At 53.9% G+C, this 20,683-nt stretch carries 21 protein-coding genes; 11 read left to right on the top strand and 10 right to left on the bottom strand.

Annotated features, from left to right (window positions below):
- Positions 1-63: 63 nt before the first annotated feature.
- Entirely contained in the window at positions 64-1,074 is a 1,011-nt protein-coding gene (locus tag Q5911_RS09890) for a 3D domain-containing protein (RefSeq protein WP_303182576.1), read from the bottom strand.
- A gap of 165 nt (positions 1,075-1,239) precedes the next feature.
- Here Q5911_RS09890 and Q5911_RS09885 point away from each other — a divergent pair, with 165 nt between their 5' ends.
- The 8 genes from Q5911_RS09885 to mutY all read left to right on the top strand — a co-directional run bounded on the left by Q5911_RS09885 (position 1,240) and on the right by mutY (position 8,485).
- Entirely contained in the window at positions 1,240-1,830 is a 591-nt protein-coding gene (locus Q5911_RS09885; protein ID WP_303182575.1) for a hypothetical protein, read from the top strand.
- The gene (locus tag Q5911_RS09880; protein ID WP_076780590.1) at positions 1,811-2,680 is read left to right on the top strand and encodes a Cof-type HAD-IIB family hydrolase; all 870 of its coding nucleotides are present in this window, start codon (positions 1,811-1,813) and stop codon (positions 2,678-2,680) included. Before Q5911_RS09885 ends, Q5911_RS09880 begins: the two co-directional genes overlap by 20 nt.
- A 27-nt stretch (positions 2,681-2,707) precedes the next feature.
- Positions 2,708-3,535 carry an undecaprenyl-diphosphate phosphatase gene (locus Q5911_RS09875; RefSeq protein ID WP_076780592.1) on the top strand — a complete coding sequence of 276 codons (828 nt, stop codon included), beginning with the start codon at positions 2,708-2,710 and terminating at the stop codon, positions 3,533-3,535.
- 132 nt (positions 3,536-3,667) lie between these two features.
- Complete coding sequence (locus tag Q5911_RS09870) at positions 3,668-4,441, top strand: basic amino acid ABC transporter substrate-binding protein (protein ID WP_303182574.1); 774 nt, start codon at positions 3,668-3,670, stop codon at positions 4,439-4,441.
- 19 nt (positions 4,442-4,460) lie between these two features.
- Positions 4,461-5,153 carry an amino acid ABC transporter permease gene (locus tag Q5911_RS09865; protein ID WP_226394375.1) on the top strand — a complete coding sequence of 231 codons (693 nt, stop codon included), beginning with the start codon at positions 4,461-4,463 and terminating at the stop codon, positions 5,151-5,153.
- Complete coding sequence (locus Q5911_RS09860; protein ID WP_303182573.1) at positions 5,143-5,889, top strand: amino acid ABC transporter ATP-binding protein; 747 nt, start codon at positions 5,143-5,145, stop codon at positions 5,887-5,889. The genes Q5911_RS09865 and Q5911_RS09860 overlap by 11 nt, the downstream gene beginning before the upstream one ends.
- A gap of 131 nt (positions 5,890-6,020) precedes the next feature.
- Complete coding sequence (locus tag Q5911_RS09855) at positions 6,021-6,677, top strand: HAD family hydrolase (protein ID WP_303182572.1); 657 nt, start codon at positions 6,021-6,023, stop codon at positions 6,675-6,677.
- 32 nt (positions 6,678-6,709) lie between these two features.
- On the top strand, positions 6,710-8,485 hold the full coding sequence (gene mutY / locus Q5911_RS09850; protein ID WP_303182571.1) for an A/G-specific adenine glycosylase: 1,776 nt from the start codon (positions 6,710-6,712) through the stop codon (positions 8,483-8,485).
- 94 nt (positions 8,486-8,579) lie between these two features.
- On the opposite strand, the gene Q5911_RS09845 is transcribed toward mutY, so the two are convergent.
- From Q5911_RS09845 to Q5911_RS09830, 4 genes are all read right to left on the bottom strand, one after another.
- Positions 8,580-9,002 (bottom strand): bacteriohemerythrin, encoded by a 423-nt coding sequence (locus tag Q5911_RS09845; protein WP_226394372.1) that lies wholly within the window; start codon positions 9,000-9,002, stop codon positions 8,580-8,582.
- A gap of 59 nt (positions 9,003-9,061) precedes the next feature.
- On the bottom strand, positions 9,062-9,724 hold the full coding sequence (locus tag Q5911_RS09840) for a phosphatase PAP2 family protein (protein WP_076780601.1): 663 nt from the start codon (positions 9,722-9,724) through the stop codon (positions 9,062-9,064).
- Positions 9,725-9,834: 110 nt separating this feature from the next.
- Positions 9,835-10,662, bottom strand: a complete 828-nt coding sequence (locus tag Q5911_RS09835; RefSeq protein ID WP_303182570.1) for a glycerophosphodiester phosphodiesterase — start codon at positions 10,660-10,662, stop codon at positions 9,835-9,837.
- Positions 10,663-10,667: 5 nt separating this feature from the next.
- Positions 10,668-11,621 carry a diacylglycerol/lipid kinase family protein gene (locus Q5911_RS09830; RefSeq protein ID WP_303182569.1) on the bottom strand — a complete coding sequence of 318 codons (954 nt, stop codon included), beginning with the start codon at positions 11,619-11,621 and terminating at the stop codon, positions 10,668-10,670.
- A 221-nt stretch (positions 11,622-11,842) separates the two neighbouring features.
- Between Q5911_RS09830 and Q5911_RS09825 the strand changes: the two genes are divergently transcribed.
- Positions 11,843-12,466, top strand: coding sequence for a hypothetical protein (locus Q5911_RS09825; RefSeq protein WP_303182568.1), 624 nt, complete (start codon positions 11,843-11,845; stop codon positions 12,464-12,466).
- Between the two features lie 47 nt (positions 12,467-12,513).
- Positions 12,514-13,461 carry a type II CAAX endopeptidase family protein gene (locus tag Q5911_RS09820; RefSeq protein ID WP_076780607.1) on the top strand — a complete coding sequence of 316 codons (948 nt, stop codon included), beginning with the start codon at positions 12,514-12,516 and terminating at the stop codon, positions 13,459-13,461.
- 46 nt (positions 13,462-13,507) lie between these two features.
- Here the strand turns inward: Q5911_RS09820 and hydF are convergent, their stop codons facing one another.
- The 3 genes from hydF to hydE are packed head-to-tail and all read right to left on the bottom strand — an operon-like array spanning position 13,508 to position 17,330.
- Positions 13,508-14,737 (bottom strand): [FeFe] hydrogenase H-cluster maturation GTPase HydF, encoded by a 1,230-nt coding sequence (gene hydF, locus Q5911_RS09815; protein WP_303182567.1) that lies wholly within the window; start codon positions 14,735-14,737, stop codon positions 13,508-13,510.
- A 60-nt stretch (positions 14,738-14,797) separates the two neighbouring features.
- Positions 14,798-16,219: a [FeFe] hydrogenase H-cluster radical SAM maturase HydG gene (gene hydG / locus Q5911_RS09810; RefSeq protein WP_303182566.1), complete on the bottom strand. Its 1,422-nt coding sequence runs from the start codon at positions 16,217-16,219 to the stop codon at positions 14,798-14,800.
- 52 nt (positions 16,220-16,271) lie between these two features.
- Positions 16,272-17,330 carry a [FeFe] hydrogenase H-cluster radical SAM maturase HydE gene (gene hydE, locus Q5911_RS09805; protein ID WP_303182565.1) on the bottom strand — a complete coding sequence of 353 codons (1,059 nt, stop codon included), beginning with the start codon at positions 17,328-17,330 and terminating at the stop codon, positions 16,272-16,274.
- A 349-nt stretch (positions 17,331-17,679) separates the two neighbouring features.
- Between hydE and Q5911_RS09800 the strand changes: the two genes are divergently transcribed.
- Complete coding sequence (locus Q5911_RS09800; protein WP_076780611.1) at positions 17,680-18,918, top strand: MFS transporter; 1,239 nt, start codon at positions 17,680-17,682, stop codon at positions 18,916-18,918.
- A 102-nt stretch (positions 18,919-19,020) separates the two neighbouring features.
- On the opposite strand, the gene Q5911_RS09795 is transcribed toward Q5911_RS09800, so the two are convergent.
- Complete coding sequence (locus Q5911_RS09795; RefSeq protein WP_303182564.1) at positions 19,021-20,187, bottom strand: aminotransferase class I/II-fold pyridoxal phosphate-dependent enzyme; 1,167 nt, start codon at positions 20,185-20,187, stop codon at positions 19,021-19,023.
- Positions 20,184-20,675 (bottom strand): Lrp/AsnC family transcriptional regulator, encoded by a 492-nt coding sequence (locus Q5911_RS09790; protein ID WP_076780613.1) that lies wholly within the window; start codon positions 20,673-20,675, stop codon positions 20,184-20,186. The genes Q5911_RS09795 and Q5911_RS09790 overlap by 4 nt, the downstream gene beginning before the upstream one ends.
- Positions 20,676-20,683: the final 8 nt, after the last annotated feature.

The raw sequence follows: 20,683 nt of genomic DNA, 5'->3' as shown, positions 1-20,683 counted from the left end.
TTGTCTCTTCCTTGCATGTCAGGGGTTAAAATTCGGTATTAACCGACAACCCCTTCTTTGCTATTAATTTGCTCTATACACTTCTGCGTAATAGACGCCGGAAGCCAATGCCGTTCCGTGGTCATTTACAAAAATATCGATCACATTACCCTTGATGGCGCCGCCGGTATCCTCGGCGGTGTAGACATGGCCGTTAATGATGACCTGTGAGCCAAGAGGGATGACACTGGGATCTACCGCGATAGTCCGCCCTGCTGTGGGAACGGTGCCGCTGGCTGTGCTGCTGCCTCCCCAGCTGCCTGTGCAGTAGAAACAGGGACAGTAGTGGGTGATCCTGAACCTTCCAAGACTCTGCTTGCCATCGGTGGATACGTTGCCTCCGCCGGTGCTGCCGCCTCCGCTTCCGCTGGAAGCTGCTTTTTCAGCCTCAGCCCGCTGCTGGGCGAGAAGTGCTTCCGCCTCTTTAGCTTTCTGGATCTGGCTGTTGTACTCTGAGATCTGATCGGATTTTGAAGCGATCTGCTGTTCAAGTTCTGACCGTTTCGTGTTCAGTTCTTCCTCCATCTCTGCCAGAGATGCCTGCTGTTCCTGGAGGGCATCGCCCTGTTCTTTGATTTCTTTCTGGGTATCTTCCAGTTCCTGGAGCATATCCCTGTCGTATTCACTGACATTCTGAACAAAATCGGTCTTGTTCAGAAAATCAGTCATATCTTCCGCTGAGCATAAGAGCTCAAGGAATGTGGTGTCGCCCGCCTCATACATATATTTGATGCGGAGCTTCATTGCCTCGTACTGTTCCTCGCCTTTCTTCTGTGCTTCATCCATCTGTTTCTGCGTTTCTTCCATGGCAGCGGCGGTCTCTTCCATTTTGGCCGAGAGCTCTTCGATATCGCTGCCCAGACTATTCAGTTCATTGTTCAGGCTGCTGACCTCATCTTCGAGGGCGCCCTTTTGTTCTTCCAGTTCTTCCGTAGAAGGTTCTGCGTATACCAGAGTGCCTGTACACCCCATGGCTACGACACATCCGGCCACAACGCCGGCCCGCAGCATGCGCTTGAATTTCGTACTCATCATATATACATTTCCTTTCTCTCGGCGAGTTCCCTGTGCCCGCATACAAAATTTTCCGTATCCGGACGCTTAACTATTATACAACAAATTGCTTTATTACGCAATTTTTGTTATGATAATTAAGAATTATTTTAGAGAATAAAACAGACCCGGGAGGTAGCGGAGTTTATGAAAAAATATGAAGAAGAAAAGTACAGGATGGAAAACATAGAAGACAAGATTTACCCGTGGGTGAAGGAAGAGCTGCGCGACAGCCACGCACTGAACGGGAAAAATATTTCCGAGAGGGACACCCCCCTGATCTCCTTTGTGGGGGACCTGACAGTACTTCTGGTCATACAGAGGGGAGAAGACGCATATGAGATCATAAAGGACAATATGCTTCCGCCGGACTGCGACATAGAGAGGCTCTACTACAAGGCATGCGAAAATCTTGCCAGAGATGTGGAATTTATCTTCGGCCACACCTGGTACGGAGGCTATGCTGTCCTGGCAGACGGACACCATGAGGCCAGCTCCCTGTGCCTGCGGCATATATGGGATGTGTGTGCGCAGAAGCTGGACGATGACCTGGTGATCATGGCTCCCTCCAAGGATATGGTGCTCTTTGTGCCTGCAAAAGAGGAGGAGAAGCTGGAGCGGATGGTCGAGTTCGGCAAAGAGGCCTATGACAGGAGTGACGACAAGGTGAGCAGAAACCTGATGATCTTTACAAAAGAAGGGAAGGAATTACTGGCATATGACAAAGTGCAGCACTAACGGGTACAGGATCAGGATGATAGGGCTGGACATGGACGGTACCCTCCTGACAACAGAAAAGGAGCTGACAGAGCACACGAGGGAGGTGCTGCGGGAGGCCATTGACAGGGGAGTCGTAGTGCTCCCCGCCACGGGGCGCCCTCTGGCAGGAATTCCTGAGGAAGTGCTTAAGTTTCCCGGGGTGCGGTATGCTGTGGCCTCAAACGGCGCCAGGATCGTGGATCTTAAGGAGAGCCGGGTGCTCTATGAGGACCTTGTCCCCTATGAGACAGGGCGCAGAGTGTTGGAAATATGCAGCCGCTATGACTCGATGCTGGAGATATACTATGACGGGGTGGGATATGCGGAGGAGGAGAAGCTGAAGCATCTGGACGAGTACGTGCCCAGACTCCCGATGGCCCGCTATATAGCATCCTCCAGGCGCCCGGTGGCGGACGTCAGAGCCATGCATGAGGAGAGGAAGGCTCCCACTGACAAGGTCCAGGCTCTGTTCCGGACGACAGAGGAATGTAAAAAAGCCTGGAAAGAGGTAGAAAAAGAAATCCCTGATATTGAAATAACAGGCGCTTTGAGCAATAATATAGAAGTGAATGCGAAAGGCGTGAACAAGGGCAGAGGACTTATGATCCTGGGAGAGCTCCTGGGAATACACAGAGAGGAAATCATGGCAGTGGGAGACGGCTCCAACGATATTGCCATGCTCAGGGAAGCGGGGCTTGGCGTTGCCATGGAAAATGCTACGGAGGCCGTGAAGGCTGCGGCGGATGTGGTCACGCTTTCCAACGACCAGGAGGGCGCTGCGGCGGCGATCGAGAAGTACGTCCTGCAGGCGCTGCGGAAGAATGCATAGAATGATAAAAAATAAAGGAGATAGAAAATGTTAGATATTATCAAAGTCATTATCCTTGGCATAGTGGAAGGAATTACAGAGTGGCTTCCGGTCAGCAGCACCGGTCACCTGATTCTTGTGGGAGACATCCTTCAGCCGGATCTGAGCGATGCCTTTATGGAGATGTTCAACGTGGTCATTCAGCTTGGCGCCATCATGGCGGTCGTGGTGCTCTATTTCCACAAGCTGAATCCGTTCTCTCCGAAAAAGACGCAGAAGCAGAAGCTCCTGACATGGCAGATGTGGATCAAGGTGCTGATCGCCTCCGTGCCGGCAGCAGTGGTGGGTCTTCTGTTTAACGATTACCTGGATGCCATCTTCTATAAGCCTCTTCCGGTGGCGGTCATGCTGATCGTATACGGTGTCCTTTTCATCGTGGTGGAGAACCGGAACAAACACGTTCGCCCGAAGGTGACAAAGATCTCAGAGCTGTCCGTCCAGATGCTGGTCTGGATCGGCGTGTTCCAGATGCTGGCACTCATCCCCGGAACATCCAGATCCGGCGCTACTATTGTGGGCGCCCTTATGATCGGGATATCGAGGGGCGTGGCGGCAGAGTTCACCTTCTTCCTTGCCATTCCGGTCATGTTCGGCGCAAGCTTCCTGAAGCTGATCGGCTTTGGACTCTCCTTCACGGCGAAGGAGGCGGGCCTTCTCATCCTGGGTTGCGTGGTTTCCTTCGGCGTGTCTGTATTGGCGATCAAGTTCCTGATGGGATACATCAAGAATCATGATTTCAAAGTGTTTGGTTACTACAGGATCGTCCTTGGTGCGATTATTATAATCGCGGCCATCGTTCAGATGATCATTGCATAAAAAATTAGTGGTTTTTTCTATGAATTATATAGAAAAAGCCACTTGTTTTTTGTTCGGAACATGTTAGAATATTTACTGACGTGTATCTTTATGCATTAAATGTGAAAAAATATATTCTGGAGGGAAAGGATTATGAAGATGAAAAAAGTAATGAGCATGCTGCTGGTAGCTGCATGTACGATGGGGCTTGCAGCCTGCGGAGGAAGTTCTGAGGGAGGATCAGAGGAGGACAACACACTTGTCATGGCTACAAACGCAGAGTTCCCGCCCTATGAGTACCATGAGGGTGACGAAGTGGTAGGTATCGATGTGGATATCGCTGCGGCTATTGCCGAGGAGCTTGGCATGGAGCTGCAGGTGGAGGATATGGCGTTTGACGCTATCATCCCGGCAGTTACAAGCGGAAAAGCAGATATCGGGGCAGCAGGCATGACTGTCACACCGGATCGTGAGGAGAGCGTGGCTTTCACAGACACTTACGCTCACGCCACACAGGTCATCATCGTGAAAGAGGACAGCGAGATTGCAGGCCCGGATGATCTGACAGGAAAGACCATCGGCGTACAGCTTGGGACAACAGGCGATATCTACGCTACAGACATCGAGGATGCCACAGTAGAGCAGTACAACAAGGGATTTGAGGCTGTGCAGGCACTGACACAGGATAAGATCGATGCGGTTATCATCGACGGCGAGCCGGCAAAAGAGTTCGTGGCAGAGGCCGAGGGGCTGAAGATCCTGGACGAGGCATTTACAGAGGAAGATTACGCCATCGCGGTAGCAAAGGATAACACAGAGCTGGTAGATAAGATCAACGATGCCCTGGCTACACTGAAAGAGTCCGGTGAGCTGGATGAGATCATTGCGAAATACATCACTGCGGACAGTGAAGCTGACGCTGAGTAAAAGAGAAAAGGTGTAAGAGATGTTGCAGGATTTGCAGTCAAAATTTATAAACAATTTTATAACAGACAATCGGTGGCAGTATTTGACAGACGGTCTCATTGTGACGCTACAGATTACACTGTGCGCCGTGATCGTTGGTATTGTTCTCGGTTTTCTGGTGGGAATGGTGCGTGCTACCCATGACCGCACCGGCAAAATGAAAATACTGAATGCCATCTGTCAGATTTATCTTACAGTGATCCGGGGAACACCGGTGGTTGTTCAGCTTATGCTCATCTATTACGGTATATTCGCAAGCGCGACTGTAAACAAGGTAGCCGTGGCAGTCATGGCTTTCGGTATCAACTCGGGAGCCTATGTGGCGGAGATTTTCCGGTCCGGTATCATGTCCATCGACAACGGACAGTTTGAGGCGGGCAGAAGCCTTGGCTTTAACTACCGGCAGACCATGATCTATATTGTCATGCCTCAGGCATTCAAGAATGTGCTCCCTGCACTTGGAAATGAGTTCATCTCCCTTCTGAAGGAGACTTCTGTATCCGGCTATATTGCCCTGCAGGATCTGACAAAGGGCGGCGATATCATCCGTAGCCGGACATACGACGCATTCATGCCTCTCATCGCAGTGGCACTGATCTACCTTATCGTGGTACTGATATTCAGCAAGCTGGTAAGCCTGCTGGAAAGGAGGCTGAGAAACAGTGATCACTAACGGAGAAGTTCTGATCAGAGTTGAAGATGTACATAAGGTGTTCGGTGGTGCCCTCCATGCACTGAACGGTATCACCACAGAGATCCGCAAAGGGGAAGTGGTGGTTGTCGTGGGACCTTCCGGTTCCGGCAAGTCCACCTTCCTGCGTTCACTGAACCTCCTGGAGGTTCCGTCCAGCGGAAAGATTTATTTTGAAGGTGTGGACATCACGGATAAGAAGGTGAACATTGACCAGCATCGTCAGAAGATGGGAATGGTGTTCCAGCACTTCAATCTGTTCCCTCACAAGACGATCCTGGAGAATATTACGCTGGCGCCCGTCAAGGTGCGCAGGAAGAGCAAGGAAGAGGCGGAGAAGCAGGCCATGGAGCTCCTGCAGCTTGTAGGGCTGGAGGAGAAGGCACATTCTTACCCGTCCCAGCTCTCCGGCGGACAGAAGCAGCGTATCGCCATTGTCCGCTCTTTGGCCATGGAGCCGGACGTGATGCTCTTTGACGAGCCAACATCAGCCCTGGACCCGGAGATGGTAGGGGAAGTTCTGGACCTGATGAAGCAGCTCGCCAAGGACGGCATGACTATGGTTGTTGTCACCCACGAGATGGGCTTTGCCCGGGAGGTGGGGACAAGAGTGATCTTTATGGATGCCGGGCAGATCAGGGAAGAGGCGGATCCTGAGGAGTTCTTTACGAACCCGAAGGATCCGAGACTTCAGGAATTCCTGTCAAAGGTACTTTAATATCGAAAGAACAGCGGATATACATGCTCAGAGTGTATATCCGTTTTTTTGTGCTGTGGGGACAAATCATTTGACATTGCGGGAAAAAACATGGACAATGAAATAGATCTTATGGAAGGGGAGAAAAACAGATGATAAAAGCAGTCCTTTTTGATATGGATGGCACATTGATCGATACAGAGAAATATCTGACCCGCTTCTGGCGGCAGGCAGCCAGGGAGCACGGGGTGGAGATGACAGTGGAGGACTCCTGCGCGCTGCGGAGTTTTGCCAGCCGCTATGCAAGCCAGTGGTTTGCGGAGCGCTTTGGCCGGGAGGCGGAATACTGGGAGATCAGGGAGCGCCGGAAGGAGCTGATGAGCCGCCATCTGGAGGAGAACGGCATTGAGAAGAAGCCTTTTGTGGAGGAGACACTGGAGAAGCTGAAGGAGGCGGGCTATCTGCTGGCCGTTGTGACGGCCACAGACGAGGAGAGGACCCGTCAGTACCTGACCAGCACCGGGATCATCGGATATTTTGACAGGCTGGTCTGCGCCACGATGGTGGAGAGGGGAAAACCCTACCCGGATGTATACGAGTATGCCTGCCAGGTGACCGGATGTAAGCCAGAGGAGTGCCTGGCTGTGGAGGACGCTCCCAATGGGATCCGTTCAGCCCGGGGAGCAGGCTGCCATGTGGTGATGGTGCCGGACTTGACAGGGGCGGATAAAGAGCTTGCAGGGCTTATAGACGGAGAGCTTGAAAGCCTCCGTGAGCTGCCGGCATTTCTGGGTGAGATGGGGATTTGAAATGGCAGCAGATGAAGAGACAGGAGACAAACATGAAGTACGATAGGATATACGAGGGGATCTTCCTGGAGAGACCCAACCGTTTTATAGCATATATAGAGATTGACGGCAGCAGGGAGACCGTCCATGTGAAAAATACGGGCAGATGTGCAGAACTGCTGGTGCCCGGCGCCAGAGTCTATGTGCAGAAGTCAGATAATCCGGAAAGGAAGACAAAATGGGATCTCATTGCTGTGTGGAAGGGCCGGCGCCTGATCAACATGGACTCCCAGATCCCCAACGCACTTGTGCGGGAATGGCTGGAGGAGACGGAGGAAGGGCGCGCCTTTCTGCCCGGGGTGACGTACCTGAAGCCGGAGTTCACTTTTGGAAATTCCAGGATCGACCTCTACGCGGAGGCGGGGGACAGGAAAGTCCTCATAGAAGTGAAGGGGGTCACTCTGGAAGAAGACGGTGTGGTGCGGTTTCCGGATGCCCCCAGCGAACGGGCTGTGAAGCATGTGGAGGAGCTGGCCGCTGCTGTGAAAAAAGGGTATGAGGCGGTGGCCTTTTTTGTGGTGCAGATGGAGGGAGTGGACTTTTTTACTCCCAACACAGATACCCACCCTGCCTTTGGAGAGGCTCTCAAGAGGGCGGCTGCGGCAGGTGTGAAAGTGACGGCATGGGACTGCCATGTGGAGAGCAGCAGCATCTCGATCCAAAGAGAGGTGCCTGTGGTGCTGGGGGAGAGGACCCTCTATGAGATCCGCAGGCCCCTGATCCACTGGTACCGGGAAAATAAAAGGGATCTTCCCTGGAGGGAGAACCCGGACGCCTACCGCGTGTGGGTGTCTGAGATCATGTTGCAGCAGACCCGGGTGGAGGCAGTTAAACCTTACTACGAGCGCTTCCTTGCTGCTCTGCCGGACGTGAAGGCACTGGCAGAGGCACCGGAAGATGTGCTGCTGAAACTGTGGGAGGGCCTGGGCTACTACAACCGGGTGCGGAACATGCAAAAAGCAGCCCGGCAGATCATGGAGGAGTACGGGGGTGTGTTCCCGGACCGATACGAGGATATTCTCTCCCTTGCCGGGATCGGAAGTTACACAGCGGGGGCAGTCAGTGCCTTTGCATACGGGCTTCCAAGGCCCGCGGTGGACGGAAATGTACTTCGGGTGATCTCCCGCCTTCTGGGGAGCAGGGAGGATATTATGAAGGCCTCTGTGCGCAGGAAGACGGAGGAGGAGCTTCTGGAGGTGATCCCGCCGGAGGCGGCCAGCGACTTTGACCAGGGGCTCATTGAGCTGGGAGCCCTTGTGTGTCTGCCCGGCGGGGAGCCAAAGTGCAGCCAGTGCCCGCTGGCCGGCCTTTGCAGGGCAAAGAGGGAGGGCACCCAGGGAGAGCTGCCGGTGCGGACCAAGGCGAAGAAGAGGCGGGTGGAGAAAAAGACCGTATTCATCTTCCGGGACGGCGAGGCAGCGGCCATCCGCAAGCGCCCGGCAAAGGGACTCCTGGCGGGCCTTTATGAGCTCCCCAATACAGAGGGACACCTGACTATGGAGGAGGCGGTTGCCTACAGCAAGGGGATAGGTCTGGCCCCTGTCCGGGTAAAAGAGCTGGGGGAGGCCAGACATATCTTCAGCCATGTGGAGTGGGACATGATCGGGTATCTGGTGCAGGTGGATGAGCTGGAGAAATCCTGCCGGGATGAGATGATCTTCATCCATCCAAAGACCGCGGAGGAGGAGTACGCGATCCCATCAGCGTTTGAAAAGTATGCCGAGTATCTGAAGATACGGCTCGGAAATGAAAAATACAGAGACAAATAAAAGAAAAACATAAAAAATAGCTTCCGCTTTATTCTGCGGAAGCTATTTGCTTACTTTTTATTGGATTTCCAGTGTGTAGGAACCCTGATCCTCTTTACAGGCGCTCGTTGTTCTCGCGCATGAACTTGTACTCAGCCACAGAACGGTCGAATCCCTGGATGTGGACATAGAGCCACTCGATGACTTTCTCCTGCACCTTTGCAACGAAAGCCGGTGAAGGTCCTTCCTCCTCCTGCAGCATATCCTGCAGGTCAGCGATGGTCTGCTTAAAGATCTCATGCTGCTCTTTATGCTTCTGGAAGCCAGGGTAGTCGATCTCCCTCTGGAGCTGCTCCTCAGCGGAGAAGTGGTAGTTTGTGTAGTCCTCCAGATAGTCCAGCGTCTTGACAGCCACGGACTTGTCATTGCTCTGCTCGCAGCTCTCCATGACTGCGTTGATCTTCTCGATGAGCTCTTTGTGCTGAGAGTCGATCATCTCATTTCCTGTTACCAGATTATCTGTAAATTCTGCATACATAATTTTTCCTCCTTAAAGTATACATTTATGGCAAAGGTATCAGACCCTTTGTATCGTGATCACACCGGCTGGTGGGAAAGGCTGGGCGCCTTTCTGGATGAAGGTACATACACAAACGGATAAATGACTCCCGCCATGACCATGGCTGCAAATACATCTGTCACTGAATGCTGCTTCAGGAACATGGTGGACAGAATGATCAGAGTGGCCAGCACATAGGCTGCCGGCTGTACCCACTTCTTCTTTTTCAACGCATGGCTGTGGCCGATGGCAAATGCGGCGGCCAGGGAGTTGAACACGTGGATACTTGGCAGTACATTTGTGGATGTGTCTGTCTGGTAAAGCCATTTTACTGCATCTGTAAAAATATTATCCCGCGGAAAGACCGTTGGCCGCAGATCCAGCCCGTTTGGGAAAATCGTGCATATGATCAGGAATATGGTCATTCCTGTGAACATGAACGCGCACAGTTTGTAGAAGCCCTTCCTGTCCGTAAAGAAGAAGTAGGCCATAGTCACTGCAATAAATATAAACCATAAAAAGTACGGCACGATAAAAAACTCCACAAAAGGAATGTAATCATCCAGAGGGGAGTGGATCAGGTAGTAATCGTGCTGTACGGCTTTTTCAAGGTAGACAAACCAGGGCAGATAAATAAAAACGTACAGCAGCACCCATGCGTGACGATACTTTTTAATGAGGTTTTTTGCCTTTTCAAACATATAGATACGTCCTTCCGATATGGTGCAAAATCTCCATATAAAAGATATATTTTTAGTTCAATCGGATTATAACACGAAAAAAAATATTCAACAAGGCGGTTCACGGTTTCTTAATAAAATTCAGACTCTTTTTCAAAAATCTGCATTTCATAGCCTGCCATGCCTCTTCGCATGGCGTGTTCAGAGTTCAGCGTCCACACAGCAACCGGGGTGCGGAAGAGGACCCGGCACAGCCAGACACCCGGCTCCGGAAGGTCTTTCAGCTTGTAGGAGATAAAGTCCGGCCTGCCCAGGAAATTGGACAGCATGTGCTTGACTAAAAACCGAAGGATGTAGGGCGCTGTGTCGTCGTCCGCTGTCAGGTTGGAGGACAGCTGCCCCCGCAGGATGTGGGGCGCGTGGAGGCGGAACCACCGCAGTCCCAGCGTGTTGAAAGACTGGATCAGGCAGGGGCCTTTGTAGTTTTTCAGCAGTTCATAAGTCTTCTCGCACAGCTTCAGTGATCTGCCGGGCAGTTTCAGCTCAATGAGAAGAGGGACTTTTCCATTGACACAGGAAAGGACATCCACAAGGAGAGGGATCCGCTCGGTGGTGTGCAGAAGAAAGAGCTTCTTCAGTTCATTGTAAGTGTGGGACTCTACAGAGCCGGGCACCCCGCACACCCTCTCCAGTGTGTCGTCGTGGAAGACAGCCACCTGCCCGTCTTTTGTCAGGTGCACATCCAGCTCAATGCCATAGCGGCAGTCCAGGGCAGCCCGGAAGGCGGCCAGGGAGTTCTCAGGTATCCGTTTGGCGGCGCAGTGGTATCCCCTGTGGGCAAATTTGGTTGCCCTGAATTTCCGCATCTCCCGGAGCCGGGAGCGCCGGGGCGAGATGGAGAAGAGATACAGGGCTGCCACGACCGCCAGTATGATGGCAGCAAAAAGCAGAATACGCATAGACATTACCATCCTTTCTTATGTATATGTTTCCCGTCGCCGGCAGGGACGATGACCCGGAGCTTTTCCTCTTCCAGAGACACCTCCATCTGCCGCTGCAGGAAGATGGGCTCCCCGTCGGTGTGCACGGGGAGGGGCATGTCGCTCTCGATCAGGACGCGCCTGCAGGAGCGCAGGCAGATTCCCCGTGCCTTTGTGTGCGCCCCATTTAGTGCCAGGGGCAGAAGACAAAGAGCCCTCGGCCGGGAGATGCCGGACGCCACCAGTACATTTAGTCTGCCGTCACAGGGATCTGCCTCCGGGCAGAACTTGAAGCCGCCACCTTCGAAAGGATGGTTCATGACTGTGGCGAACAGGACATTTGTAAAGGAGAGGGAGGGACCTTCATCCAGTGTCATCCGCAGGCGGGCAGGCCTCAGAAAATGCAGCCTGTCCAGGGCGATAAGGGCGTAGGTGAGCTTTCCCAGGTGCAGCTTGTTGAGCAGCGGCTTTAATTTAGATATGACAGCCTGGTGGCAGATGGCTGCGTCAAACCCAAGGCCTGTGCTGACAGCAAACCGCCTGGTGTGATCCCGGTACGCGATGCGGCCCACATCCATGTGGGCAAAGCCGGGTGGGGAGAGGATCAGGTTAAGGGCGGCCCCGGGATCCGGGGGAAGGCGGAAGAATCTGGCAAAGTCGTTGCCGGAACCCACGGGGATATAGCCCAGGGTAATCCGGGACAGATCCTCGATCCCATTTATGACTTCGTTGACCGTGCCGTCCCCTCCCAGGACCACCAGGGTGTGTTCTCCTTTGTCCCCTGTGATCTCTCTTGCCAGCCGGGTGGCGTGACGCTGGTATCCGGTCATATGGACCTGATAGGAAATGCCCCGCTCTTTGAGCACTGGTTCCAGCGTTTCCCATACCTGCTTCCCCAGGCCGGACCGGGAAGCCGGGTTTATGATGAATGTATACATAGGTTTCTCCTTTGGGATTTTATCTTCTGAAGAGAGTCGGATATGACCCACACATATGATAACACAGATGACGCTTTTTTACACCAGCTTCGTTTGGATTGGCAGCAGGTTTTAGCAGGCAGGGTTCCTTGACATCTTCTGCGCGAGATGCTATATTAGAGAAAATTGTATACATAATAAAAACTGTTCACACGTTTCTATGCATACGGGGAGGGAAGACAATGTTTAAAAGGAAGATCCGACCGGCCCAGGAGGAAATGACGGGAGTGCTCTACAGCGCACTCTTTCTGCTGATCTGGTATGCAGGATTGCTGCGGGGGATTCTGACCAGCGGCTTTCAGAGCAGCTATATGCTCTTTCTGGCAGCAGGTCTCATCCCGCTTTTTACCGCTGTGCAGACAGTCCGGCGGGCCCTGTTTTACCGCAGGCAGAGGGAGGAGATCAAGGCGGCGGGGAATGTGTCCCGGGGCCGTATTGTCAATGTGATCATGAAAAGCTCTCCCTATGAGGACAGTCATCACAGAACCAGATATCGCCGATATTACTTTCTGGAGGCGGAGGTGGCGGATCTGGTGACAGGGGTCATAAACCGGATGGAGAGCCCGGCCTACAGCAGACCTATCCACCGCTATCTGGCTTCGCCCGAGGTGACAGTGTACACGGACAGGACCGGCTGGAAACACTATATGGATGATTTCCAGTGGAAGGAGAGGAAGAGCGATCCGGGAATCTTTGAGGAGAACCGGGTGTTTGACGAGTACGGGACCGGGGCGCTGGTGTGCAAGGTCCTTGTTATCATTGTCATGCTCTTTATGCTTTTTCATATATTGTTTCCCGGATCCTGACAGACAGTAAGAAATCTTATCCCAGAAGAAAGAAGAAGGTTGTTCAAATGGAAAAAAAGAATTTAAAGCCCTGGATGGCTGTTGTGTTTGTACTGGCATTTGCTCTGGATATTTTTGTGCTGAGCGGCTTTTTGGGCATGTGGTTCGGAGTGTGGGGCACACTGCTCCACGAGATTATTCTTGCGGTGCTGGCGGTCCTGCTGGCAGCTCTGTTCCGGGCGGACCTGAAGAGAGTATTCCCCTTTAAGTGGCCCCGGGCGTCAAAGGTGGCGGGCACGCTGATCCTGTGGCTTGGGACCTTTCTTGCGGCCATGGCCGTGACGATGCTTGTCTCCTACTTCTTTCCGGAGGAAGTGCTGGGAGCCAGCCAGGGCGTGCAGGATATCGTGGTGAGTGTGCCGGTGCTGCTCTCTTTGTTCCTGGTGGCGCTGACACCAGCTATCTGTGAGGAGATGGCGTTCCGGGGCGGGTTTTTGGCCTGCCTGCGGGGGATGAAGAGCAAATGGGCAGGGATCCTGATCGTGGCCGCTGTGTTCGGCGCTTTTCACGGCAGCATCTGGAGGTTCATCCCCACCGCCATCCTGGGAGTGGCTCTGGGCTATCTGCTGGTGGAGACAGACAATCTGTTCTACAGCATGTTGTTCCACTTTGTCAATAATGCGGTGCCGGTGCTGCTTCTGGGGCTTCTGAGCTTTCTGCCGGAACAGGGAGGAGCAGGGGAGATGGAGGCTGTGCAGACTGCGATGTCGAGTCACCTGCCGCTTTTCTCTGTGGCAGTGTATATGATATACGCCTGCGGCGCTCCCTTCCTGATCTACGTCGGCAATTATCTGATCCACAGGGGCCAGCCAGGCTATGAAAAGGGGCTGTTCCCACGGGAAAAGAAAAAGACGCTGCTCGCCCTTCTGGGAGTCAGCGCCTACATTCTCGTGATCGGCGTGATCATGTGCATCGTGTCTTTTGGCGCCATGATGAGGTATATGATGCCATATTAGTTTTCGTTGTTTATGGGTCCTTGGCAGCAGTCCGTATGGAAAAGGATCACAGGCCGGCGAAGGGGGCAAGGCTCCGCTCCAGGATCCCGTTCATGTGGGCGATGGCAGTGCCATAGTTTGTCATGGGAACGCCGGCGTCCCTGGCACACGCCATTCGGAACTTCATTTCCCGCTCATTCAGCATGCAGCCGCCGCAGTGGATGACCATCCGGTATCCGGACAGATCCTCCGGGAATTCTGTGCCGCTTGTGAAGGAGAAGTGAAGATCTTCCGGCGCGGCAAGACCTGTGTGTCTCCGGATCAGGGCGGGAAGCTTGACTGTGCCGATGTCCCCGCACTGCCGGTGGTGAGTGCAGCCTTCGCTGACCAGTATATGATCCCCTTTTTTCAGTGTATCCAGAGCTCTGGCGCCTTCTGCCAGGGCTTTTAAACTGCCCTTGTAGCGGGCAAAGAGGATGGAGAAAGAAGTCAGAGGGATCTGGGGCGGCACTATGGAGGCCACACTGGCGAAGGCCTGGCTGTCGGTGATGACCAGGGCCGGATGGAACCCCGGTCTGCCGTCCTGGCCTTCCAGAGCGGCCTTCAGCTCTGTATCCCGGACGGCAAGAGCCAAAGCGCCTGTGTCCAGGATATCTCGTATGGTCTGCTGCTGGGGAAGGATGAGCCTTCCCTTGGGGGCGGCCTTGTCGATGGGGATGACGAGACAGACAAGATCCCCGGGGGAGAGAAGATCCCCCACAATGCGGCGGTTCTCCTCCTCCTTCGGAGCCAGGGCAGCGATCCGCTCCTTCAGCTTTTCTATACCCTGGCCGGTCTTTGCGCTGACTGGCAGCACTTCTATGGCGCTGCTGTCCGGGAGCTTTGGGATTTCCCCTGCGCTGTCAAGATCAGACTTATTCACTGCCACAAGGCAGGGGATCTTTTTCTCTTTGATCCGGGAGAGGATCTTTTGATCCTCCGCGGTGATGCCGGAAGAGGCGTCCACCACGAGGATGGCGATATCGGTCTTGTTCAGTGTCTGGTGGGCCTTCTGCACCCGCAGCGCACCCAGATCTCCTGTATCGTCCAGGCCCGGGGTGTCGATGAGGACCACCGGGCCCAAAGGCAGCAGTTCCATGGATTTGGCCACCGGGTCGGTGGTGGTGCCTTTTACATCGGAGACGATGGCAAGGTCCTGGGAGGTGAGGGCATTGATGAGGCTGGATTTCCCGGCGTTTCGCCGCCCGAAGATGCCGATGTGGACCCGCTCGGCGGCGGGCGTGTTGTTCAAGCTCATAGAGTCCTCCTGTTCTTCTGGAGATATTTTGTGTTTGCAAAGTGTGCGGGGCTGTGTCTCCTAGAAACGGAAATCACGCCGGTTGTTCTCGCGGATAAGGCGCAGATTTTCCTCCACAACAGCCCTGGCTTTCGGGTTGGGAACATTCAGGATCTCACGGTCAATGAGACGGTCGCCGATGGCCTTTGTCTCCGGGGAGGCGTAGTCCATCAGATACTCCTCCAGCGTCATAAGGGCGTTGGGGTGGCAGCAGTTCTGGATCTGGCCGCTCTTGCACAGGGACATGAAACGGTCGCCGGTGCGTCCCTCGCGGTAGCAGGCGGTGCAGAAGCTGGGGATGTAGTCCATCTCCATGAGCCAGCGCACCACTTCGTCCAGTGTGCGGTTGTCTATCACGTCAAACTGTTCGGAGCGGGCATCTTCCGGCTCTGGTTCACAGTAGCCGCCCACGCTTGTGCGGGAGCCGCCGCTGATCTGTGAGATGCCAAGGTGGAGCACTCGCTCCCTGCACTTCTGGCTCTCCCTGGTGGAGATGATCATGCCGGTGTAGGGGACAGCGATGCGGATACAGGCCACCAGCTTGGCGAAAGTGTCGTCGTCGATGCCGTTTGTAAAGGAGCTGGAGTCGATGTCATCGGCGTCCCGAAGGCGGGGTACGCTGATGGTGTGGGGGCCTACGCCGAAGGCTGCCTCCAGGTGCTCGGCGTGCATGAGAAGGCCGGTGAACTCGTAGCGGTATTTGTCCAGACCGAAGAGGACGCCGATGCCCACATCGTCGATCCCTCCTTCCATGGCGCGGTCCATGGCCGTCGTGTGGTAGTCATAGTCGTGCTTGGGCCCTGTGGGGTGGAGCTGGAGATAACTCTCTTTGTGGTAGGTCTCCTGGAAGAGGATGTAGGTGCCGATGCCTGCCTCCTTGAGAAGCCGGTAGTTGTCCACGGTGGTGGCGGCAATGTTGATGTTGACCCTGCGGATGGCGCCGTTTTTATGCTTGATGCTGTAGATGGTGTTGATGCTGTCCAGGTAGTAGTCCATGGTATTGTGGACCGGGTCCTCCCCTGCTTCCAGGGCCAGGCGCTTGTGGCCCATGTCCTGGAGGGCGATGACCTCTCTTTTGATCTCTTCCTGGGAGAGCTGCTTTCTGGCAATATGTTTGTTCTTGCTGTGGTAAGGACAGTAGGTGCAGCCGTTGATGCAGTAGTTGGACAGATACAGAGGGGCGAACATGACAATCCGGTTGCCGTAGAAGTCTTTCTTGATCTGCTCTGCCAGCCGGTAGATTTCCTGGTTCTTCTCCTCAATGTCGCAGTCCAGAAGAACAGCGGCCTCCCTGTGGGAGAGACCTTTTCTCTTTTTTGCCTTCTCGATGATCTCTGTGATCAGGGCTTCATTGTGCTTGTTCTCCTCCGCAAAGGCAAGCGTCTCCAGGATCTCCTGGTGGTTGATAAAGTCGTCCGGGTGTTTGGAATTTACATCATACATTTTTTTTATCCTCCTTGGGGTAAGTCCCTCCCTGTCCGGGAAGGCCGTATATTTACGCCTGATCAGGGCAGGGACGCCAGTCGCCCCTGTGGACTGTTATGCGGTAACCGATCTGTTCCATGCGCCTGGCAAGTTCCGAAAGCCCCTCCGCTGACTCGGCCCCTGTGTCCAGCTTGTTGTTGTAGAGTGAATAGTCCTTTCTGTGGCATCTGGGGGAGAGGTTTGGCATGACCACATTGGCCCCGGCAAGGATGCCCAGCTCCCGCCCGTTGTCACAGATGGAGCCAAGGGCTGTGGTGGCAGGGAGAAGAACGTCCGGCAGCATGAGGCGCAGAAGGCCCAGCATGTACAGAGTCAGCTCCAGTGTGCCCGCCTTTTCCCCTGCAAAGGAGGTATCCCTGTGGGGAATGAAGGGGCCTATGCCTACCATGTGGGGATGAAGCTGCTTCAGAAAGAGCATGTCCTGTACCAGGTGCCTCGTCTCCTGAAAAGGAGAACCAACCATAAACCCGGCTCCTGTCTGGAAGCCGATGGACTTCAGGTCAAAGAGGCAGGCCTGCCTGTGGGCGGCGCTCATCTGGGCAGGGTGGAGCTTTGCATAGTGGCCGGCATTGCAGGTCTCGTGGCGCAGAAGATACCGGTCTGCCCCGGCATCAAGAAAGGCCTGGTAGGAAGCGCGGCTCCTTTCCCCCACAGAGAGGGTCAGGGCACAGTCGGGAAAGGCGGCTTTGATCTGGCGAATCAGGCCGGTCAGCCGCTGGTCCGTGAAGAAACTGTCCTCCCCGCCCTGGAGCACAAATGTGCGCATGCCCAGCCCATAGCCCTGGCGGCAGCAGTCCAGGATCTCATCCTCCGTAAGCCGGTAGCGGCGGACGTGGGGATTGCTCCTGCGGATACCGCAGTAGAAACAGTCATTCCGGCAGAAGTTGGTGAACTCGATCAGCCCCCGGATATAGACATCCCTTCCGTAGTATGCATGCCGCACCTGGCGGGCGAGGCGAAAAAGGTACTCTGCCGCCTTCGGAGTGCGGCCGTCGATAACTTGTATCCACTCTTCCTCTGAGAGTGTCTGGTCTCTGTGCAGTTTGCGAATCAGCTCTTCTGTGCCCATATGTCCTCCCTGTCAGCGGCCTGTCCTTACTTGTCCCGGCATCAGGCAGACCATTTCCGGGACTGGGTCCGGGAACAAAAAAGTCTGCGCCGAGGCGCAGACTAAAAAAGTATAAAATACTCCCGCTTGTCCATTTGTAAATGCGCCTTTTTGCTCAGGTGTCACCCTTTACAATCAGTACGTAAATTTTATTTATTATAACATACGGGGCGGAAAATAGAAATACTTTACAGGAACTTTACTTTTTTCTGTTTGCAAATTGACAAACCGGGGGTATACTTGTAGAGATGTGATTTTGCGGTCTGCAGCCGGACAGAGGCGGCCGCCTGGAAAAAGGAGAGAAAGGAATATGAAAAAATATACTTCGCTGGAAAGAGCGTGGATCCTGTACGATGTAGGCAACTCTGCCTTCACCCTGCTTGTGTCCACCATCATTCCCATCTACTTTAACTATCTGGCAGAGGAGGCCGGGCTTTCTTCTGTGACCTATCTGGCCTACTGGGGGTACGCTGCCTCCGTGGCTACACTTGCGGTTGCCTTTATCGGGCCGGTATTCGGCGCCGTGGCTGACACGAAGAATTACAAGAAACCGGTTTTTCTTGTCACGCTTCTGGTGGGAGTGATCGGATGCGTGGCCATGGGATTTGCATCCACATGGCTTGCCTTCCTGATCATTTTTGTCATCGCAAAGATCGGCTATTCTTCCAGCCTTGTGTTCTACGATTCCATGCTTCACGATGTGACGGAGCCGGAACGTCTGGATGATATCTCATCCCAGGGGTACGCCTGGGGATACATAGGAAGCTGCATCCCGTTTATTGTGAGCCTGGGCGTGGTGCTGGGGGCAGGGAGCCTGGGACTTTCTATGCAGGCAGCTATGGGGATCTCCTTCCTCATTGTGGCCGTGTGGTGGTTCCTGTCCTCAACACCGCTTCTGCGTAAGTACCGTCAGATCCACTATGTGGAGAAAGAACCGGGCATGGTCAGAGAGAGCTTTGGCAGGCTGTGGCGGACGCTGAAGGAGCTGATGAAAGACAGGAAGATTCTGATCTTCCTTGTGGCTTACTTCTTTTATATAGACGGTGTGTACACCATCATTGACATGGCGACAGCCTACGGCACCGCCCTGGGACTGGACACGACAGGACTTCTCCTGGCCCTGCTGGTGACCCAGATCGTGGCCTTCCCGTCTGCCATCATCTTCGGAAAACTGACAAAGAAATATCCATCTGCCAATCTGATCACTGTCTGTATCCTGGCTTACACCGGCATTGCCATCTTTGCCATGTTTATGGAGAGCCAGTTTCAGTTCTGGATACTGGCGGTCTGCGTGGGACTGTTTCAGGGAGGCATACAGGCGCTCTCAAGATCTCACTTTGCCAAGCTGATCCCGCCGGAGAAATCCGGGGAGTACTTCGGACTTCTGGATATCTGCGGCAAGGGCGCGTCCTTTATCGGTACTACGCTTGTGGGAGTGGTATCCCAGCTTACAGGCAGCACAAACCTGGGCGTGTCTGTGCTGGCGGTGGTGTTTGTGGCAGGCCTGATCCTGTTCCGCATGTCTGTGAGAAAGAACAGAAATAAATAAGTGGATAAAATATTTTTTCAAGGCTGGCTGTAACAGGCTGGCCTTGCGTTGTTTATGGAGCGATTTTATACAATTCTACTTGTAAATGTTATAAAAATGATTTTATCCTCTCAGACGTCTGACGAACTTCTCCAGTCGTCCGATGGCTTCTTTTAAATCTTCAAGAGAGTAGGCGTAGGAGATACGCAAGAACCCTTCGCCGCAGTCCCCAAAGGCCGTCCCGGGTACCACAGCTACTTTCTCTTCCTGGAGGAGCCGGGTGGCGAATTCCTCGGAAGTCATGCCGAACTCCCGGATGGAGGGGAAGGCGTAGAAGGCGCCGAAGGGCTCAAAGCACTGAAGGCCCATTTTCCGGAATTCGTTCATAAGGAACCGGCGTCTCTGGTTGTAGGACTCCCGCATGTTCTCCACGTCTTTTCCGCAGTTGCGAAGGGCCTCCACAGCGGCATACTGGCTTGTGGTGGGAGCGCACATGATGGCGTACTGATGGATCTTTGTCATCTGTTCCACAATGGGGGCAGGTCCGCAGACGTAGCCCAGACGCCAGCCTGTCATGGCAAAGCCCTTGGAGAAACCATTGATGACAAGAGTCCGCTCCCGCATGCCCGGAAGGGAAGCGATGGAGCAGTGCTGTCCGCTGTAGGTAAGCTCAGAGTAAATCTCATCGGAGACTACGTAGAGATCGTGTTCTTTGACTACCTCTGCGATGGGTTCCAGATCTTCCCTTGTCATGACCGACCCGGTGGGATTATTTGGAAACGGAAGCACAAGGATCTTTGTCCTGGGAGTGATGGCGGCCTCCAGTTCCTCTCGGGTCAGTCTGAAGGCATTTTCATGCTTCAGCGGTATGGTCACCGGGACGCCGTCTGCCAGCACGGCGCAGGGCAGGTAGGACACATAGCTGGGCTGGGGGATGAGCACTTCATCTCCGGAATCCAGCATAGCGCGGAAAGCCAGGTCGATGGCCTCGCTGCCGCCTACAGTCACCAGCACTTCGCTGGCATGGTTGTAGGTGACGTGGATGGTCCGTTCCAGGTAGCGGCTGATCTCGATCTTCAGCTCCTTCAGACCTGCGTTGGATGTATAGAAAGTGCGGCCCCTCTCCAGAGAGTAGATTCCTTCCTCGCGGACACGCCAGGGGGTGTCAAAATCCGGTTCCCCCACACCCAGGGAGATGGCGTCCTCCATCTCGCTTACGATGTCAAAGAATTTCCGGATGCCCGAGGGGGCCAGAGAGACTGCTTTTTTTGAGAGTGGGTTTCTTGTCATGGTGTAATCAGCATCCTTTCTCCTTTTGTTTTATTGGCCAGGATTGTTCCGTGGTCTTTATATTTTTTCAGAATAAAATAGGTGGCTGTGCTGACCACCTCGTCGATAGGAGACAACTTGCTGGAGACAAAGCGGGAAATTTCCTGCAGAGTTCGTCCTTCGATGGTGACAAGCAGGTCATAGCCGCCGGAGATCAGATATGTGGCGGACACCTCGGGATAGTTGTAGATGCGCTCGGCGATCTTGTCAAATCCCTGATCCCTCTGCGGGGTGACACGCACTTCGATGAGGGCGTTGACAAGCTCCACTCCTGCCTTGTCCCAGTCGATCAGCGTGTGATATCCGCATATAATATGTTCTTTTTCCATGGCTGCCACTTCGTTTGCGATAGTGACTTCGTCGGTTCCGAGAAGTACAGCCAGCTCCTTCAGATCGATCCTGCTGTTTGTCTCAAGGGTGAGCAGGATCTGTTTTCTGATTTTATCCATTCGTTTTC

It is taken from the genome of Lachnoclostridium phocaeense, assembly GCF_959599685.1.
GTDB lineage: Bacteria > Bacillota > Clostridia > Lachnospirales > Lachnospiraceae > Claveliimonas > Claveliimonas monacensis.
This window is presented reverse-complemented; position numbering and strand designations above follow the sequence as displayed.

Excerpts from the sequence above, each read along its gene's own strand:
- Q5911_RS09890 (WP_303182576.1), bottom strand. The coding sequence starts at position 1,074 with ATGATGAGTACGAAATTCAAGCGCATGCTGCGGGCCGGCGTTGTGGCC.
- Q5911_RS09885 (WP_303182575.1), top strand. The coding sequence starts at position 1,240 with ATGAAAAAATATGAAGAAGAAAAGTACAGGATGGAAAACATAGAAGAC.
- Q5911_RS09880 (WP_076780590.1), top strand. The coding sequence starts at position 1,811 with ATGACAAAGTGCAGCACTAACGGGTACAGGATCAGGATGATAGGGCTG.
- Q5911_RS09875 (WP_076780592.1), top strand. The coding sequence starts at position 2,708 with ATGTTAGATATTATCAAAGTCATTATCCTTGGCATAGTGGAAGGAATT.
- Q5911_RS09870 (WP_303182574.1), top strand. The coding sequence starts at position 3,668 with ATGAAGATGAAAAAAGTAATGAGCATGCTGCTGGTAGCTGCATGTACG.
- Q5911_RS09865 (WP_226394375.1), top strand. The coding sequence starts at position 4,461 with ATGTTGCAGGATTTGCAGTCAAAATTTATAAACAATTTTATAACAGAC.
- Q5911_RS09855 (WP_303182572.1), top strand. The coding sequence starts at position 6,021 with ATGATAAAAGCAGTCCTTTTTGATATGGATGGCACATTGATCGATACA.
- mutY (WP_303182571.1), top strand. The coding sequence starts at position 6,710 with ATGAAGTACGATAGGATATACGAGGGGATCTTCCTGGAGAGACCCAAC.
- Q5911_RS09845 (WP_226394372.1), bottom strand. The coding sequence starts at position 9,002 with ATGTATGCAGAATTTACAGATAATCTGGTAACAGGAAATGAGATGATC.
- Q5911_RS09840 (WP_076780601.1), bottom strand. The coding sequence starts at position 9,724 with ATGTTTGAAAAGGCAAAAAACCTCATTAAAAAGTATCGTCACGCATGG.
- Q5911_RS09835 (WP_303182570.1), bottom strand. The coding sequence starts at position 10,662 with ATGCGTATTCTGCTTTTTGCTGCCATCATACTGGCGGTCGTGGCAGCC.
- Q5911_RS09830 (WP_303182569.1), bottom strand. The coding sequence starts at position 11,621 with ATGTATACATTCATCATAAACCCGGCTTCCCGGTCCGGCCTGGGGAAG.
- Q5911_RS09825 (WP_303182568.1), top strand. The coding sequence starts at position 11,843 with ATGTTTAAAAGGAAGATCCGACCGGCCCAGGAGGAAATGACGGGAGTG.
- Q5911_RS09820 (WP_076780607.1), top strand. The coding sequence starts at position 12,514 with ATGGAAAAAAAGAATTTAAAGCCCTGGATGGCTGTTGTGTTTGTACTG.
- hydF (WP_303182567.1), bottom strand. The coding sequence starts at position 14,737 with ATGAGCTTGAACAACACGCCCGCCGCCGAGCGGGTCCACATCGGCATC.
- hydG (WP_303182566.1), bottom strand. The coding sequence starts at position 16,219 with ATGTATGATGTAAATTCCAAACACCCGGACGACTTTATCAACCACCAG.
- hydE (WP_303182565.1), bottom strand. The coding sequence starts at position 17,330 with ATGGGCACAGAAGAGCTGATTCGCAAACTGCACAGAGACCAGACACTC.
- Q5911_RS09800 (WP_076780611.1), top strand. The coding sequence starts at position 17,680 with ATGAAAAAATATACTTCGCTGGAAAGAGCGTGGATCCTGTACGATGTA.
- Q5911_RS09795 (WP_303182564.1), bottom strand. The coding sequence starts at position 20,187 with ATGACAAGAAACCCACTCTCAAAAAAAGCAGTCTCTCTGGCCCCCTCG.
- Q5911_RS09790 (WP_076780613.1), bottom strand. The coding sequence starts at position 20,675 with ATGGATAAAATCAGAAAACAGATCCTGCTCACCCTTGAGACAAACAGC.